Raw genomic sequence first — 16,919 nt, 5'->3', positions numbered from 1 at the left:
ATCACCTCTCAAATTTTCTGAAATTCTAATTCTGGTATTCTACGATTTTTAACTTTTTCTTGGTTTAATTGCTACTTTCACTTTCGCTGGCTTTATAACCTGCCCGTTGTATGTGTAACCTTCTTCAATCGTCTCGATTATTGTATATTCTTCTACATCTTCGCGTTCTTCCCTTTCCACAGCTTCATGTAAGAAAGGATCAAATCTTCCAGAAGTATCTATTGGTTTTAGTCCTTCGTTTTCTAATGTTTTGAAAAACTTTTCGATAATTTTCTGAGTTCCTTTGTAAAATTCTTCCAAATCTTGAGTTTGGTTGTAATAATTAAGCGCCCTCTTGAAATCATCCACAATTGGTATAAGATTTCTGAAAATTCTAAGAGCGGTACTACGTGTATTTTCCTTTAATTGACGTTCAACGTCTAGTTTGTAATTTTCGAAAGATGCTTTTATAAATCTTGCAGCATTTTGAATCTCTTTGAGCTGAGCTTCAAGCTCGGCAACTTTTTCTTTTAGTTGCTTATTCTCATCTTCTATATTTTGTACGCTATTCTCTTCACTGGTATTTTCTTTAATTTCTTTAATTTCATTGTTTTCAGTATTTTGTTGTTTTTTTTCTTCTTTTTCGAATTCCATCTAAATCCCTCCTTTATATTCTTATTCTTGTCTGTTTACACATTTCTTGATACAACTGTGAAGTATTCTGTCAATCTGTTAAGCATGAATTCAAAGCTATCTATTATTTGATCGTACTTTCCATACTTGTCAAATATAACAGCGATACGTCCAATTGGTGTTGATTCTGCGTAAAAATCACCTAAAATTACTGAGAAATCATCTAAAAATCTTAAGCTATGTTCTTTACCTATGTATATATCGCTTTCCAATTCAAAAACGTCTTTGTAAAAATCTTCACTGGAAACATAGCCAAGTATATTTTGCAACTTCTTAAGGTTTATTCTGTCATTAGACAACAAATTATACAGTCCTTCTGAAATGTAATCTTCGTATCTCTCCATAGACAATCTCTCAGTTATTTCCAAAAACCCTTTCCCCATTTCTGAAAAATCGAATTCTTTGAAATTATTTATCTTGGATATTATTTCTTTAATTCTTGTTTTAAACTCATTCAAAGTAAGTCCAGAGATAACCTTGTTAAGTATTTCCTCAACGTGTGCTACATTTTCAATTTCGCCATGTTGAAGTGGTATTGAAGAGCTTAAACCAAGCGAGGTAACTATATTCACTATTGAAAAATTCTTACTAACAGGTGTAATTACAACTCTCTTTACTCTTAGGTTTAGAGGATTTGGTTTTTCTATAATTACCATGCCTTTAGTTGAAGAGCTTAGCAATTTTGCCGCGCCGGTGAGAACTTTTTCCATATCACCTATTGGAAAATTAGCCGCTGTGTCAACATGTGTGCTTTTCGACTTTATTTCATCACGTATTTTTTTCAATTCACTAACGTAAAAACGTAACCCTTTGTCGGTAGGAACTCTTCCAGCGGATGTGTGTGGTTGATAAATGTAACCAGCCCTCATAAGCCTATTCATATCATTTCGTATAGTTGCGCCAGAACGCCCTATAATAGCGCTCTCAAGCACACGTTTAGAACTTACCGGAGTTTTTGTGTTTATGTAATCCTGAACAATGCAGTAAAGTATCTTTTTTTGGCGTTCTGTAATATCCATAAAAGCACCTCCTCAGTGCTTGAATTTTACTTTTTTATTTGTTAGATTTTCGTTGCTTTGAAAATTATCACTTATGTTAGCAAACTTATTATCCATCTGCCAAAATTATACCACAAATGCTCTTTTTGTCAATCTTTTAGAGTAATAACTCTCGATTTTTACAGTTGCTCAAATGCTAGGGGTGTATAAAAAATAAAGATAAATCGAGAATTAAAAACTATAGTTCGCATTTTTTCATTTAATTGTTATTAAATGTTTAATTTTTCAAAGTTTTGTGTGTAACAGGTTACATTAGTATAATACTAAACGTTCGGTGGAAAAACTTTTCTGAATAATTCTAAAATCTTTAACTGTGATAAAAGTTAATTTAACTATTTAGGAATTTGGAGGTGTGAAAATATGAGAAGAGTTGCGGAGTTTTTGCTATTAACAAGTGCTCTTTTTTGATTTCGTCTTTCGTGTTTGGTGGAAATGTTTCAAGTACAAGTGTTGTAAATAACGGAAGGTTTTTAGTTCCCATAACAAACGATCAACAAAAGAATCCATATGATTGGTGGCTTTGGGAAGCTGCAAAGTACGGTGTCAGCAGTGGAAAGGTTGAGAGCTATGGTGTTAAAGATGGTTATGTGCACATAAAACTTGCGGATGTTGGTTCTGATACATGGCACATACAATTCAATCAATGGGTTAATTTAACACCAAAACAGAGCTATTATATTTATTTCAGAGCCAAGGCGGATAAACCAAGAAAAATTAATGTGAAAATACTCCAAACTCATGATCCATGGACGAATTATTTCTCGCAAACGATAGAACTGACACAAGAATGGAAGACTTATGAATTTTACTATACTCATCCTGACAGAGCGGATGAAACTGTAACGTTCGGCTTTGAACTTGGAAGACAAGAAGTAACAACTGTTTATTTCTCAGATGTTGTAATCAAACCAATTGATAAGTCGGAAATTCCACCAGAGTACAGAACTGAAGAAGAACCTGTTGAGACTGTTGAATACGAGTTCGATGAAGAAGAACCGGATAATTTAGTCAACGATGGTGATTTTAGCTACAAAATAGTCAATGACCAAGGAAGTATGCCATCTGAATGGTGGATATGGCAAGCAGGTCAGTATGGTATTAGCTCAGCTAAAGTATCAGAATACGGTGTTAAAGATGGGTATGGGTACATCGTTGTTGGAGATACTGGTACGGAAACATGGCATATACAATTTAACCAGTGGATAAAACTTAGAAAAGGTGGAAAATACATAATTTCTCTTAAGGCAAAAGCTGATGTTCCACGCTCTATAAACTTGAAGTTAGTTCAAACTGGTGCACCGTATGGTACATATTTTGAAAAGAAACTTGACTTGACAAAAGAATGGCAGACATTTACATTCGAATATACCCATCCAGAAAATGGTGACCCAGTAGTGACTCTAAGTCTTGAGCTTGGAAAAGGTGAGCCGACAACGTTTTACTTTGATGATGTTTCAGTTTCGCCAGTTAAGTAAAATACTAAGCTTTGGCATAAAAGTATTTTTTATTTGCTTATATAAAAGACTTCTATTATGTTTTATAGCTGACATATCTAGATTTGGAACTTTCTCAGAAGAATACTGGAGGTTGAGAGGATGAAAAGGTACTCAAGAGTATTTTTAATGATGTTTTTACTTTTGTTTTCCATCAGCATCTTTGCGAAGGCAACGATAACAGTTTCTGTGTGGAGTTGGAATGTTGACAGGTACAAGAAGCTTATCGCGGAGTTTAATAAGTACTATCCGGATATAGAAGTTAAATTGGTTGTAAACGAGCCGGAAGTAAACAGTTTTCTTACAGCAAGAGCCTCTGCTAAGCAGGTTTTACCAGATGTTATAGCCGAATCTTGGGAACCATTATCATATCCTGTCTCACAAGGTTGGGTTTATCCATTAGATGAATTTTTAAAAGATGACCCATATATAAAGTATGTTCCAAATAGTGTGCGAAACGCATTTAAGTACAATGGTAAAACATATGCCTTGGGTGAAAGGTTACATTTCGAATGTATTGTTTTGAATCTTGATTTGCTTAAGAAACTCAACTTACAAGTTCCAAAGTATGAAGAATGGACAGTTGATCTTTTCAAAAATTATGCCAGAAGAGCTACAACGAGAGAATATTCAGGAATAAATCAGCTTTGGGAATTTGATACTTTTATGGCGGCCGTACTTAGTGACCACACTACATTTTGGAGTTTTGATCCAGAGAAATGGGAATTTGATCTTGTAAAAGGTGGATGGATACCTGCTATTAAGCTTCAAAAAGAGCTTAAATCTATACCAGGTCTTGTTTCAGACGATATGATTAATCAAGAAGCACGAAACAAAGGAGAGCTTGACGATTATCAAAAGAAGTTTGGTAAAGACGCGGATGCTTTCAGAGAGTCAAAAGTTCTTATGGGGTTTGAAGCAACGTACGATTGGAGCTGGCTAAGAACAGTACCTTGGAATTTTGATTATTACCCACTTCCTTACGATCAAAAGATTGGTCAGAGGTTTCCTGTACATGTTAATTATACATTCGTTACCTCAACAACAAAATATCCGAAAGAAGCGTTCTTATTCGCAAGATTTCTCACATACGATCCAAGAGGAGTTGTAGCAAGATTAAAACTCTTTGAGTCTGAAGGTGAAGAAAAAGGAAGACTTATCGATTGGTTCATACCTGCCACAATGCACCCAGATGTTATAAATTATTTCGAAAAAATGAAGATACCAAATGGGATTAAGTATATGCTTAAGAATCTTGATAAGACCGTTAGAGTTGATATGTGGAAGGTAGTACCGGGATGGGTTGAAGTTATTTGGGATATTATATTCCCAGTCAACGAGAAAATCAGAGCAGGTGCAACTCAACCTGAAGCTGTTGCAGCAGAGACTCAAGAAAAAGCTAATAAGGTTATAAAAGAATCATGGACTATTTTCCAGAAAAAATTAGCGGAAGCCGAAAAGAAATTTCCACAAATAAGAAAACAAATTGAAGGAAAGTAATATAAAGTGAAAGAAAAATTTCAAAGAGACTCCCAATCTTTTAAGATTGGGAGTTCTCTTTTTTAATTAATGATAGTATAATATATTAAAAAATATATTCGCTATACGAACTTTTGTGTATTTATATGTATTTCTTCGGAGGTGTTTAGGTTGGACATCAGAGTTATCCTATCAGGTTTAGCTATGTCTTTTATATTTGGTCTTTCTTTCCTTTTTACAAAAAACGCTCTTGATTACGTTCCTGTTTATACCTTTCTTTCGTACCGTTTTTTCGTTGCGACTGTTGCCATGTTGGTATTAATCTCATCTCGAATTGTAAAACTCGAAAAAAAACCGTATTGGAAATTATGGAAAGTAGCTATATTCCAGCCTGTTCTTTACTTTATTTTTGAGACAAATGGCTTAAAATTTGCGGCTTCTTCCGAAGCAGGAATGCTAATAGCTATGATTCCAATTGTTATCGTTATTCTTTCGCCTTTCTTATTGAAAGAAAAAATTAAATGGTTTCAAATTGTTTTTGCGTTTATGAGCTTTATCGGGGTTGTTTTAATAATAGGCTATGGTGAGAAAATGTCTGGCTCTTTATTTGGTAAATTATTAATTCTTGGTGCTGTTTTTTCAGCCGCGTTTTATAATATTTTTTCAAGGAAACTTTCAAAACAATTCAAGCCTGAAGAGATAACATTTTTTATGATGGTAACCGGATTTTTGTTTTTTACGTCTTTAAGTATTTTTACTAGACAATTTACATTGAATTTCGCAAAACCGGTTATAATAAGTGCTCTTTACCTTGGCATTTTGTCTTCAACGGTTGCTTTTTTCTTGGTAAATTTCATGGTTAGTAAGGTCTCGCCGACGATTTCTTCCCTTTTCTCAAATTTGACGACTATCGTTTCTGTATTAGCAGGGAGCATTATTAGAAACGAAGTGATTCGGCCTTTGCAGATATTGGGGATGGTAATGATTTTAGTTGCACTATTTGGAAATTCTTTTTTAAGCACTAAGATGAAGGTTCAAGAATCCAAACTTGTGAGATAGTTATTTGAGAAAAAACAGCCTTTCCATTTGGAAAGGCTGTTTTTACTATGAATTTTTATATTTCTTCTTCACCGATACCCTCGGGTATGTTTATTTCAATTTCTTCGATTTTCTCTTCAGGTTGAGCCGCTGCTTCTTCAGATGAATATGGTACTCCTTCTCTTCCTTCAAGATATGCGTCCGCAATCTTTGAAGCAATCAAAGCTATTGCTCTTATCGCGTCATCGTTTGAGGGGATAACGTAATCAATTGGATCTGGGTCGCAGTTTGTGTCAACCATTGCGACAATTGGTATTCCAAGATAATTTGCTTCTTCTACTGCTATTTTTTCTTTCCTTGGGTCAACAACAAATATTACATCAGGAAGCCCTCTCATGTTTTTCAAACCACCAAGGTTCTTTCTAAGCTTTTCAAGTGTTTTTCTGAGTTTGCTTTGTTCTTTCTTTGGAAGTTTGTCAAGTTCACCGTTTGCTTCCATTTCTTCAAGTTCGATAAGGCGTTGGATTCTTGATTGAATTGTTTGGAAGTTTGTCAAAAGTCCACCGAGCCATCTGTTGTTAACGTAGAATCCGCCGCATCTTTCCGCTTCGTTTTTGACAACTTGCTGTGCTTGTTTCTTTGTTCCAACAAAAAGGATTGTTCCACCTTTGCTTGCGACATCTCTGACAAAATCGTAAGCTTCATCGATGAGTTTAACTGTCTTTTGAAGGTCGATGATGTAAATACCTTTTCTTGCACCGTAAATGTAAGGTTTCATCTTTGGGTTCCATCTTTGTGTCCTATGGCCAAAGTGTACACCTGCTTCCAAAAGTTGTTTCATAGTTACTACTGGCATACCTACACCTCCATGAATTTGGTTTTTTCCTCCGCCACCTTTCACCTACCGACTTTGCTTTTTAAGCAAAGCACCTGGGTAGGAAACGGTTAGCGTGAGAATTTTGCCAAGTGATGACTTGGCATTGACCTATGGAATTTTATCATATTAAATTCATAAGTCAAGAGGAATTGTGGTAAAATATATTCGTAAATTAGAAATTTAATGAACACTGTAAGCGTTAAAAATGAGAGGTGATAATATGAAAAATGTTGAAAATAACGCCTTAAAATCAGTAATATTAGCGACTCTGGTTTCGTTTATTTTTTGTATTCAAACCTTTGGTTTAAAAATAGGTTACTATGATAATTTTCCACTATGCTACGAAGAAAACGGAGAACCCAAGGGTTTGTTTATAGATATATTGAAAAAAACGTTTGATGTTAAGTCTGAAAAAATTGAGTTTGTTTTTGGAGAATTCAATGGTTTACTAGAAGAGTTAAGAATGGGAAAAATAGACATACTTACGGTTGTTGCCGATACTCAAGAGCGTAGAAATATTTATAAATTCAACGAAGAACCGGTTTTAACAAACTGGGGGGTTCTTGTAACTAATGTTCCATTTAAAGATATTCAAGAACTGAATGGGAAGAAAGTAGCGGTTAACCGAGGAGATATATATTACAACGAATTTAAGAAGTTGATGAATAGTTTTGGAATAGAAGTTTACTTTGATGAGTTTGATACTTACTATGATGTTCTTTCAAATGTCAACGATGGTAAGTATAACTTTGGAGTTGTTAGTAGGCTTTCATACTTAGTAAATAGTGAAAAAGTACCAAATGTTCGGCAAACAAGTTATGTTTTTTCACCTGTCTTGCTGAAATTTGCTTTTAAGAAGGACATAGATTATATTTTTGTCCAGGAAATAGATAGAACTATCAGGAACCTAAAATCCAATGGTGAGATTGAAAAGCTTTTTAATAGCTACTTTTTAATGAAAGAAAATAAAAAATTTGAGGTACCTGGATATCTTTGGATTATAATTATAGTATTTCTTATAGCTTCGTTAGGAGTTGTGTATTTGTCACACAAAATCAGCATGAAAAAATTAAAGAGGGAATATGAAAGAAAAATTGAGGGATTTAGAGAGGGTATAGTAAAAAGTAGTAACGAAAATGTTGTATTAAATGATAAAATATACAGCAAAACCTTTGGAATAATTTTATCGGAAAAGTACTCAGAGTTGGCGAAAAGAGAGAATCGATTACTTTCAGTCCTAGTCGTTAAGGTAGAAAATCTTGAAGAGAAGAATAGAAATATATTTGAGAATGTTTTGAATAATGTTATAAGAGAAGGGGATTTTGCATTTAAATATAGTGAAAATGAGTATGTTATTATATTATTCTCATATGCTGCATTTGTTTTGGAAAGTTTTAGGAGGATTTTGAGGGAGAAACTTTTAAATTCTGGTTTTGATATTCAATTTTCGTTAGGTTTCAAGGTTTACAATTCAGAAGAGAATAGAAATATCGAGAAAGTTATATTAGACGCTTTATTTGAAGCAAGTAAAAATAGTGCTTTTTAAAACGCACTAAGCGTTAGAAAAACATCCACCTTTTTAGGTGGATGTTTTCTTATTTTATACTTTCCCAAAGTCTATTTATATCAGCTTCATATTCTTCGAAAACTTCGAGTAATTTTGAATCAAAATGTTCAGGTGAAGTTCTTCCATCACCATTTAATATTATATTCATTGCTTCTTCATGAGTAAATCCTTTCTTGTATGGTCTTGAAGACCTTAGGGCATCGTAGACATCAACAAGTTTTACTATATGGGCATCCATAGGTATTTCTTTCTCCTTGAGGCCGAAAGGATAACCTGTTCCATCGTAATTTTCGTGGTGATAAAGTGCGATGTTAAGTGCGCTTTCAAAACCAGGTACATCTAAGATTCTTTTGGCATATATTGTATGTTGACGCATAATTTCCCATTCTTCAGCTGTTAATTTTCCAGGTTTTTGGAGAATTTCTTTCGGAACAAATATTTTTCCTATATCATGTAAACTTGCAAACATCTTGACTTTTTCAACCGTTTCTTCGTCCAATCCGAGCTTTTCCGCAAGAAATCCACTAAGTAACTTAACCCTGAATATATGCTGACCCGTATTTTCATCGTAACCTTCAGCTATAATTGCTAATCTTTCAGATATGTTAAGCAATAGATTTTTAAATTCTTCACTCTTTTTAGCGATATCATTATATGCTCTTTCAAGTTCTTCATTTGTTGCCTCCAATTCTTCCATTGTTGCACTTAGTTCTTGAAGTATTGCAGAGAGTGTTTCGTAGAATTCTTGACTTTCGGCTAAAACAAAGTTTCCAGCTGGTGGTAGTATACCGGTATTGCCTATTTCTCGGACAGCGGTGTCCAATTTTTCTAAGTCTTTAATGAACGGATCAACAGATGATTTTGAAGATGTGTATGTAAAAATGAGCATTGTACCAACAAAAACCAAAATAAACAATAAGCTTATGTATAGATAATTAAAATATTCCATTGTAATTCTTAAATACAATGGTGTAGTAATTGTATCATATTTGGAAAGTATGAATTTTTTGTAGAATGTCACTTTCAAAAATTGATGAATTTCCTTTTCGGAATATACCTCGGATATTTTGTTGTCTAATGATGTTTGAGAAGTATCCAATCGGGTTTTGTCATTTACATATATGGCTATATCTTTTATGTTTCCTATTTTGTTAGTTGTAAATGCCTCAATAGGTTTTTCGTAAAACTCAGGATTTAAATAAAATGCAAATACTATAAAGTTATCTTTGAATTTTACCCATGTATGGAGCGCCAATCGTCTTGTTGAACCAACAAATGAAAGAAGTTTCGGATATTGTTCAGTGATATCTGCGTTGCTAATTTTAGTTTCAATGGGTTTGAAGTTCAGAAAGCTAAAGTTTGAATAATAGCCCGTAGCTGCAATTATAGAGCCTTCTTTGTTAGATATTACGACGTCTATATCAACAAATTTTTTTGAGAGTGAAAATTGATAAATTTTCTTTATTTCGTTTATATTACTGTAATTCCCATTTTCCAATAGTTGTTTTGCAAGTGCCAAACTAGAATTTATATGCATCTCTATTTCTTCTTCGTTGAGTAAAATAAGATTTGAAAGTGTATCAACTATATTTTGGAAAGATTTACTTAGTGTTTCGTGTGTTTTAAACGACTCTTTTGAAATGTAATTTCCAAGCCACACAAGAAAGACAACAGCAAAAGCTATTGATACAATTAAAGCTATTGTTACATTTCTTTTCATAATAACTTTTGTTATTTTCTGACTGCTTAGCATACCACGTTTACACCTCTTTATTTAAAAATCTTCTAATTTTTTATTTCTTTGTTTTATTATTTTCAACCTGTCTGGATTTGAGTAATTTAAGCAACATCCACTACCGAAAAGTTTAATTTCTAATCTCATATCTTCTTCTAACGCTACGATTTCATCGTATTTACTGCATAAGTTATCTTCTGTTAGAAATTTACATTGATTTTTCTCGTAATCCCATTCACCATAATAACAGATGGTATGTTTACAACACCATCCGCATTTTACACATTCTGGGCAATTAGTTTCTTTTAAAAGTTTGTCAAGTTCTTGAAGGAATTCGTTGTTTAAACTTTCAAACTCTTCCATTTTTGCTCCTCAAATTCACTGTTTTTTTACTTATTCTCTTTCTTTGAATTTTAAAAATATCGGTGCGCCAACGAATGGCTCTATATTTTCTCTGATTGTTCTTCTAATTGCATTTTGAAAACTCTCTGGTACTTCAGTTTTGTTTACGAAGAAAAGAAATGTAGGAGGTCTTATATCAACTTGTAATCCGTAGTACAATTTTAAACCATGTGGTGGTTTTATAATCATTCTCTGAATTGCAGAATTTATGGCACTTGTTGGAACTCTTTTGTGCAGCGACTCGTATGATTTGTTTATAGCGTTTATAAGCTCTTTGTAACCAACTTTGCTGACGGTACTTGTGAATACTACAGGACTATAATCTATAAAATACAATTTCTCATTTACTTGATCTAGGTATTCCTTAACTCTTTTGTCTGCGTGTTTAACTAAATCCCATTTGTTGAAAACAATAACGGTGGCTTTTCCGTTTTTTTCGGCAAGTCCTGCTATTCTTTGGTCTTGTCGAGTTATACCTTCTGTAGCGTCTATAACAAGTACAACAACATCGGATCGTTCTATTGAATCAATTGTTCTCATTGTACTTACACGTTCAATAAAATCCTCTATTCTACTTTTCTTCCTTAATCCCGCAGTATCAACGAACAAATAATTTTTGTTATTTATTTGAACTATTTCATCTATTATATCCCGCGTAGTACCAGCGATAGGTGTTACCAAAGCCCGCTCTTCTTTTACAATCATATTGAAAAGAGAAGATTTACCTGCATTTGGTTTTCCAACTAACGTTACTCTTATTATATTTTCGTCGTATTCACTGGCAGTTAATTCAAGACCTTTTGATGTAAGTTTATTAATGATTGTTTCTATAAGTTCATCAAGATTCCTACTTTGCTCAGCTGAAACTGGAAACGGTTCGCCAAGACCTAATGAAAAAAAATCCGGAAGATTTTTCTGATAAATTTTTTCATTTTCAACTTTATTGGCGGCCAAAATAACCTCCGCCCCTGATTTTCTAATCAAGTCAGCTATTGTGTAATCTTCTGAAGAAAGCCCTTTCCTTCCATCGACCACAAAGATGACTAAATCTGCTTCTGAAAGTGATTTTATAGTTATTTCCTTGCTTTTTTCATAAATTTCATCGTTTTTTCCTTCAAAAATACCGCAAGTATCAACTAATTGGAATGTCTTATCATACCAAACGACGCGGTCTACGACCGCGTCTCTGGTTGTACCATTTTCATCTGCTACTATTGATTTTCTTTTTCCAACGAGTTTATTAAAAAGGGTTGATTTACCAACGTTACTCTTCCCTACTAAAATAACTGTTGGTATTTTGTTTTTCTTCACTGACGGCGTTTGCATCAGAAATTTTTCCCTCCAACGTTACTCCTTCAAAGTCTTTCGATTCATTTTTATTAGTTGCCAGTGAGTTTTCGTATGCTTTTGGGCTAACGATAATTTTGTAAATATCTTTTTGCTCTTCAAGCTTAATTATTTTACCATCTATTTCATCGCCCAAATTTAAATTTTCGTAAACTTGTGATTTCGGAATGTACACTTCTATTTCTTCACAAAGACCTATGTAACCTTTTTCTACAGCTTTTATTACTTTTACTTTAATAATGTCTCCTTCTTTATGAGCATTGGCAAATGCTTTCCAAGGGTTTGGCTTGGCTTTACGTATGCTAACGCGGATTTTTTTATTTTCTGGATCGATTTTGAGTACTTGGAATTTTACACTTTCTCCTTCTTTTATTACATCTTCGATGTTATCGACAAAATTCCAAGAAACTTCAGAAATATTGCAAAATGCGGTTACTTCAGGTTCGATTTCTATAATTACACCATTCGGAAGTACTTTTGCTACTTTGCCTTCGCTTATATCTCCTTCGGATAATTTCTTAGCTATTTTTTCCCAAGGATCTCCGATAACACTTTTGTAGCTAAGTTTCATTTGACGTTTCTCTGGGTTAATTTCTAAAATTTGAACTTTGACAAAATCGTTGATGCTAACGACTTCGTTTATATTCCCTTTTCTTCCCCAGAAAACTTCTTCAATAGGTACGAAGCCTTCAACACCATCTTCAATTTTCACGAAAAAGCCGAAAGGTTTTACTGATGTTACAACTCCGGTAACAGTTTGACCAATCTGGTATTTTTTAGCAACGTTTTCCCAAGGATCAGGTAATAGTGCTTTAAGACTTAAAAGTATTCTTTTTCTTTCAGGATTTATTTCCTTGATTAAGAACTTCATAATTTTCCCAACGGTCAAAGCATCTTTGGCTTTAATTGATGTGTTGTAAGATATTTCGCTATTTGGTATGAAGCCCGTTGTTATACCCGCGATTTTTACAAATGCGCCATTATCAGAAATAGATTCGACTATTCCTTCGACTACATCGCCCGGTTTTCTATTTGAGAAGAATTCGTCTATAAGTTTTTGGAAAAGTTTTTTTCTTGAAACAACGATATTTGTTTTTCTACCACGTGTTTCGTAAGAAATTACGGCAAATTGCATTTTTTCTCTTGGTATTTCTTCATCTTCTCTTATATTTGATTCACTACCGGGCAAGAACGCTTCAACAACATTTTCGAGGATGACCCTGTATCCACCTTTTATTCTTTCGATTATCTTTCCACTTACTGGTTTTCCATTTTCTTTTGCTTTTTGTATTTCATCAAATATTATCTTTTCCATAGGTTTCTTTGCGGAAAGGATAGCGGTTCCATCTTCTTCGTTAATTTTTTCAACTCTAACTTTGATTTGTTCACCAACTTTATATTCATTAAGTTCTTTGAAAAGTTCTTCTAAAGGAACAACTCCTGTTACCTTTCCACCAAGGTCAATTGTTAGTCCCGTGGGTGTAATTTCTGTTACGATACCTTCAACAATCTTTCCCCTTCCCACTTGATTCATGTTTTCATGTTCTTTTAATAGCTGTTCAAAAGATTCCTCCAAGACTTCTTGTTTTAAGTTGTTTAAATCTTCCATGTAAAGTTCCCTCCCACCGTAGTTTTTTACAAGATACTTTAAGATGTGTTCGACATCTTTAGAATATGTAGATGTACCACTTATTAAACCTATTTTGATGGTTTGGATATCTTTTGATTTTTCTCTAAACAACATTTCTTCTATTTCGTTAATTTCATTGATGCTTTCTATATGTACAGCTTTGCCATAGTTATATGCTATCTCAAATAGTTTTTTGGTATTTGAGCTATTTTTACCTCCAACGACAACAACGAAATTACAAATTTGGGCAAGCTTTTTTGCTTGTTCTTCTCTTTCAATGGTGACTTTACAAATTGTGTTTATGACTTTTATCTCTTTACCTTTGTTTAATTTTTTCATTTCTTCAATAAACAAAGCAAATTTTTCGCTAGAGCTTGTTGTTTGACTAATTATTGCTATTTTATTGTCTAGCAAGGGTAATGGTTCAGTAGTAACTAAAGAATTTTTTACATGTCCGGCAAAAGCTACCATTTCTGCATGATCTTTCTTTCCAAAAGCTACAACTTTGTATCCTTCTTTTGATAATTTCTTTCCAAGAGCAAAAAGATTCTGAACAATTGGACATGTCAAATCGATAACTTTGTAATTTTTTGATATTTCATTCAACTTTTCAGGTGGCAGACCATGTGCCCTTACAACAAAAGTACCATTTTCTTGAGGTGAGTACTTCAAACCAAGTCTTTTCAATTCTTCAAGAACATTTTTATTGTGTACAACTTCGCCATCAGTAAAGAGGTTTTCGCCTTTATTTAAGTGGTCTATTATCTCTCTAACAGCATTATCAACACCAAAACAAAAGCCATATTGGCCAACTATAATTTCTAAATTCACTTTATTTGTTTCATTACTCATTTTATTCTGCACCTTTCTTTTACAATATCTAAAATTTTTTCAACAACTTCTTCTATGCTCAAATTTGATGTATCTATTTCTATAGCATCTGGAGCTTTTACAAGCGGTGCCACATCACGGTTAGAATCGTTTTTATCTCTTTCTTCAATTTGTCTTAATAGTTCTTCGTAGCTAACTTCCATGTTCTTGGATTTTAGTTCCTCGTACCTTCGTCTCGCGCGAACTTCAGGCGAAGCTACGAGAAAAATCTTTACTGTTGCATCAGGCATGACTACGGTCCCTATATCTCTGCCTTCTGCAACGATACTTCTGTTACTGCATATTTGCTTTTGTATTTTTGTAAGGAATTCTCTAACTTCTGGATTAGCTGCGTACTGTGAAGCAAACATTCCTGCTTCCGGTGTTCTTATTTCATCGCCCACTTTTTTTCCATTCAAATAATAATCTTTACCAATGTATTCTATGTTAACTTTTTCCAGAATGTCTTTAATACTTGTAGATTTCGGCTCTACGCCAATGCTATGCAAATACAACCCGACAATACGGTACATAGCTCCAGTGTCTAAATAGTCAATTCCAAGCTTTTGAGCAATTAGCTTGGCAACAGTGGTCTTTCCAGATCCAGCGGGGCCGTCTATTGCTATTTTACAATGCAATTTGGATCATGCCTCCTCAACTGTCTGAACAATCTTAAAAACTCTGTCCAATCTTGTCATTTCAAATATTCTCATAACTGTTTGCTTAAGAGAAGCAAGGATAAGTTCTTTTTCTGACATCCTTGCATCTTTGTAAAGTGCTACAAGACTGCCAAGACCAGCACTATCAATATAGTTTACTTCAGACATATCAAGCACAATTTTGCTCAATTTTGTTTCAGAAATAACATCTTTGAGGAACTTTTTTACTTCTCCAGAATGATATGCATCGATTTCACCATGTATAGAAACAACGAGTTTGTCCGCAAGTTCTTTCTTTTCAAATTTTATAGACATTCAGAACACCTCCCAATTTTTCTATGAGGAAAGTTATTGACTTTGTTTTAATGCAATTCCTAGTTCGTCAAGTTGGAACTGGGTAACTGCAGATGGAGCATTTGTGAGCAAACATGTTCCGCTAGATGTCTTCGGAAATGCTATTACTTCCCTTATGTTATCTACTCCTGCGGCAATTGCAGCGAGTCTGTCAAGCCCAAACGCGATACCTCCATGTGGTGGAACGCCATATTGTAAAGCATCGAGGAAGAAACCAAATTTTTCTTTTGCTTCCTCTTTTGTTAAACCGATTATATCAAATACTTTTTCTTGTATGTCTCTTCTGTGTATTCTTATACTTCCTCCTCCTACTTCGAAACCATTGATTACCATATCGTATGCATGTGCTCTAACCTTGGATAATTCAACTCCACCTTCGAGATCTTCTATATACGGCATTGTAAATGGATGGTGCCTTGCAACAAATCTTCCTTCTTCTTCGCTCCATTCTAAGAATGGAAAGTCAACAACCCAGAGTGCATCAAAACCACTGACCTTTACATATTGCTTACCGACTTTCAGTCTTAAAGCTCCTAAGGCTTCGTTCATTCTTTCTCTGTTGTCGTGAGCAGCTATAATAAAAACTTCTCCTTCGTTCATGTTGTATTTTTCGGCTATAGCTTTGTATTCATTTTCAAGGTATTTTGCTGTAGTTGATGTAATTTGGCCATTTTCAAGCTTAAACCACAAAACTCCGCCAAGGCCGAATCCTTTTACAAATTCTGAATATTCATCTGCGATTTTCCTACTCATTGGAATATTAGCTTTAAAGCCTTTTACTGAACCGCCTCTTTCTAAAACCTCTTTGATAATCTTAAAATCTGAGTTTTTGAAAAATTCGGTTAAATCAACCATTTCCATTCCATAACGTCTATCAGGTTTATCTGAGCCATATTTTTCCATGGCTTCCTCGTATGTTATTCTGTCGAATTTTTCTGGAAGCTCTATACCTATAGCTTTGTAAATGTATCTTATGAGGTTTTCCGCAAGGTTTATGACATCTTCCATATGTACAAAAGACATTTCTATGTCTATTTGTGTAAACTCGGGTTGTCTGTCAGCTCTTAAGTCTTCGTCTCTAAAGCATCTAACGATTTGGAAATACCTATCTATACCAGATATCATGAGTATTTGTTTGAAAAGCTGAGGACTTTGAGGAAGAGCATAGAAATTTCCTTTTTTAAGCCTTGACGGTACTAAAAAGTCTCTTGCACCTTCCGGGGTACTTTTTGTAAGGTATGGAGTTTCTACCTCAAGAAAATTATTATTTGAGAGGTATTCTCTTGTTGCAAAGGCAAGTTTGTGTCTTAAAATAAGGTTGTTCATCATTTTTGGATTTCGTATATCCAAATATCTGTACTTTAATCTCATTTCTTCCGAAACATCATCACCGGGATAGAATGGTGGAAGTTCGGATTTTGATAATATTTTTAGCTCAGATGCAACGATTTCTATTTCACCTGTTGGTTCAGGTGTAATTGCCTCTGCAGGTCTTTTTCTGACAATACCTTCAACTTGAATAACATATTCTCTAGAAATATTGTTAACAATAGGATAAACTGGTGAATCAGGGTTAACGACAACTTGAGTTTTTCCGTATCTATCTCTCAAAACTATGAATTTTACACCACCGAGGTCTCTTATGCGTTCAATCCAACCTGACAATATTACATTTTTACCTTCATCTGTTCCCCTTAGTTCTCCGCACGTATGTGTTCTATACATTTACTAACCTCCT

Annotated in this window: 14 protein-coding genes; 4 read left to right on the top strand and 10 right to left on the bottom strand. The window is 34.1% G+C overall.

The genetic code is table 11. The features are described from left to right. Nucleotides 1–48: 48 nt before the first annotated feature. Both FNOD_RS06520 and hrcA read right to left on the bottom strand, forming a co-directional pair. The gene (locus FNOD_RS06520; RefSeq protein ID WP_011994400.1) at nt 49–633 is read right to left on the bottom strand and encodes a nucleotide exchange factor GrpE; all 585 of its coding nucleotides are present in this window, start codon (nt 631–633) and stop codon (nt 49–51) included. Nucleotides 634–668: 35 nt separating this feature from the next. Next, nucleotides 669–1,691 (bottom strand): heat-inducible transcriptional repressor HrcA, encoded by a 1,023-nt coding sequence (gene hrcA / locus FNOD_RS06515; protein WP_011994399.1) that lies wholly within the window; start codon nt 1,689–1,691, stop codon nt 669–671. 443 nt (nt 1,692–2,134) lie between these two features. Here hrcA and FNOD_RS06510 point away from each other — a divergent pair, with 443 nt between their 5' ends. The 3 genes from FNOD_RS06510 (at nt 2,135) to FNOD_RS06500 (ending at nt 5,761) form a co-directional block, all read left to right on the top strand. Further along, nucleotides 2,135–3,205 (top strand): carbohydrate binding domain-containing protein, encoded by a 1,071-nt coding sequence (locus tag FNOD_RS06510; RefSeq protein ID WP_238374571.1) that lies wholly within the window; start codon nt 2,135–2,137, stop codon nt 3,203–3,205. Nucleotides 3,206–3,325: 120 nt separating this feature from the next. Next, complete coding sequence (locus FNOD_RS06505; RefSeq protein WP_011994397.1) at nt 3,326–4,723, top strand: extracellular solute-binding protein; 1,398 nt, start codon at nt 3,326–3,328, stop codon at nt 4,721–4,723. Between the two features lie 150 nt (nt 4,724–4,873). Beyond that, nucleotides 4,874–5,761 (top strand): DMT family transporter, encoded by an 888-nt coding sequence (locus tag FNOD_RS06500; RefSeq protein ID WP_011994396.1) that lies wholly within the window; start codon nt 4,874–4,876, stop codon nt 5,759–5,761. A gap of 55 nt (nt 5,762–5,816) precedes the next feature. Here FNOD_RS06500 and rpsB read toward each other — a convergent pair whose 3' ends face one another. Beyond that, entirely contained in the window at nt 5,817–6,596 is a 780-nt protein-coding gene (gene rpsB / locus FNOD_RS06495) for a 30S ribosomal protein S2 (protein WP_011994395.1), read from the bottom strand. Between the two features lie 241 nt (nt 6,597–6,837). Here rpsB and FNOD_RS06490 point away from each other — a divergent pair, with 241 nt between their 5' ends. Then, complete coding sequence (locus FNOD_RS06490) at nt 6,838–8,163, top strand: substrate-binding periplasmic protein (protein WP_011994394.1); 1,326 nt, start codon at nt 6,838–6,840, stop codon at nt 8,161–8,163. 49 nt (nt 8,164–8,212) lie between these two features. Here the strand turns inward: FNOD_RS06490 and FNOD_RS06485 are convergent, their stop codons facing one another. From FNOD_RS06485 to aspS, 7 genes are read right to left on the bottom strand one after another with little or no spacing between them, the layout of a single operon-like run. Continuing rightward, entirely contained in the window at nt 8,213–9,937 is a 1,725-nt protein-coding gene (locus tag FNOD_RS06485) for an HD-GYP domain-containing protein (RefSeq protein WP_011994393.1), read from the bottom strand. Between the two features lie 21 nt (nt 9,938–9,958). Continuing rightward, nucleotides 9,959–10,282 carry a hypothetical protein gene (locus tag FNOD_RS06480; RefSeq protein WP_011994392.1) on the bottom strand — a complete coding sequence of 108 codons (324 nt, stop codon included), beginning with the start codon at nt 10,280–10,282 and terminating at the stop codon, nt 9,959–9,961. Nucleotides 10,283–10,312: 30 nt separating this feature from the next. Further along, nucleotides 10,313–11,617 (bottom strand): ribosome biogenesis GTPase Der, encoded by a 1,305-nt coding sequence (gene der, locus FNOD_RS06475; RefSeq protein WP_041257191.1) that lies wholly within the window; start codon nt 11,615–11,617, stop codon nt 10,313–10,315. Beyond that, on the bottom strand, nt 11,586–14,150 hold the full coding sequence (locus FNOD_RS06470; protein WP_011994390.1) for a bifunctional 4-hydroxy-3-methylbut-2-enyl diphosphate reductase/30S ribosomal protein S1: 2,565 nt from the start codon (nt 14,148–14,150) through the stop codon (nt 11,586–11,588). Before FNOD_RS06470 ends, der begins: the two co-directional genes overlap by 32 nt. Next, nucleotides 14,147–14,806 (bottom strand): (d)CMP kinase, encoded by a 660-nt coding sequence (gene cmk / locus FNOD_RS06465; RefSeq protein WP_011994389.1) that lies wholly within the window; start codon nt 14,804–14,806, stop codon nt 14,147–14,149. Before cmk ends, FNOD_RS06470 begins: the two co-directional genes overlap by 4 nt. Nucleotides 14,807–14,812: 6 nt before the next feature. Beyond that, entirely contained in the window at nt 14,813–15,142 is a 330-nt protein-coding gene (locus FNOD_RS06460) for an STAS domain-containing protein (RefSeq protein WP_011994388.1), read from the bottom strand. A 33-nt stretch (nt 15,143–15,175) separates the two neighbouring features. Beyond that, a complete protein-coding gene (aspS, locus tag FNOD_RS06455) occupies nt 15,176–16,906 on the bottom strand; it encodes an aspartate--tRNA ligase (RefSeq protein WP_011994387.1) in 1,731 nt (576 codons plus the stop codon). Nucleotides 16,907–16,919 lie beyond the last annotated feature (13 nt).

The organism is Fervidobacterium nodosum Rt17-B1 (assembly GCF_000017545.1).
Taxonomy (GTDB): Bacteria; Thermotogota; Thermotogae; order Thermotogales; family Fervidobacteriaceae; genus Fervidobacterium; species Fervidobacterium nodosum.
The sequence above is the reverse complement of the archived record's forward strand: the minus strand, read 5'-3'. Positions and strand labels throughout refer to the sequence as shown.

Coding starts and splice junctions, on each gene's coding strand:
- FNOD_RS06520 (WP_011994400.1), bottom strand. CDS start 633: ATGGAATTCGAAAAAGAAGAAAAAAAACAACAAAATACTGAAAACAAT.
- hrcA (WP_011994399.1), bottom strand. CDS start 1,691: ATGGATATTACAGAACGCCAAAAAAAGATACTTTACTGCATTGTTCAG.
- FNOD_RS06505 (WP_011994397.1), top strand. CDS start 3,326: ATGAAAAGGTACTCAAGAGTATTTTTAATGATGTTTTTACTTTTGTTT.
- rpsB (WP_011994395.1), bottom strand. CDS start 6,596: ATGCCAGTAGTAACTATGAAACAACTTTTGGAAGCAGGTGTACACTTT.
- FNOD_RS06490 (WP_011994394.1), top strand. CDS start 6,838: ATGAAAAATGTTGAAAATAACGCCTTAAAATCAGTAATATTAGCGACT.
- FNOD_RS06485 (WP_011994393.1), bottom strand. CDS start 9,937: ATGCTAAGCAGTCAGAAAATAACAAAAGTTATTATGAAAAGAAATGTA.
- FNOD_RS06480 (WP_011994392.1), bottom strand. CDS start 10,282: ATGGAAGAGTTTGAAAGTTTAAACAACGAATTCCTTCAAGAACTTGAC.
- FNOD_RS06470 (WP_011994390.1), bottom strand. CDS start 14,150: ATGAGTAATGAAACAAATAAAGTGAATTTAGAAATTATAGTTGGCCAA.
- FNOD_RS06460 (WP_011994388.1), bottom strand. CDS start 15,142: ATGTCTATAAAATTTGAAAAGAAAGAACTTGCGGACAAACTCGTTGTT.
- aspS (WP_011994387.1), bottom strand. CDS start 16,906: ATGTATAGAACACATACGTGCGGAGAACTAAGGGGAACAGATGAAGGT.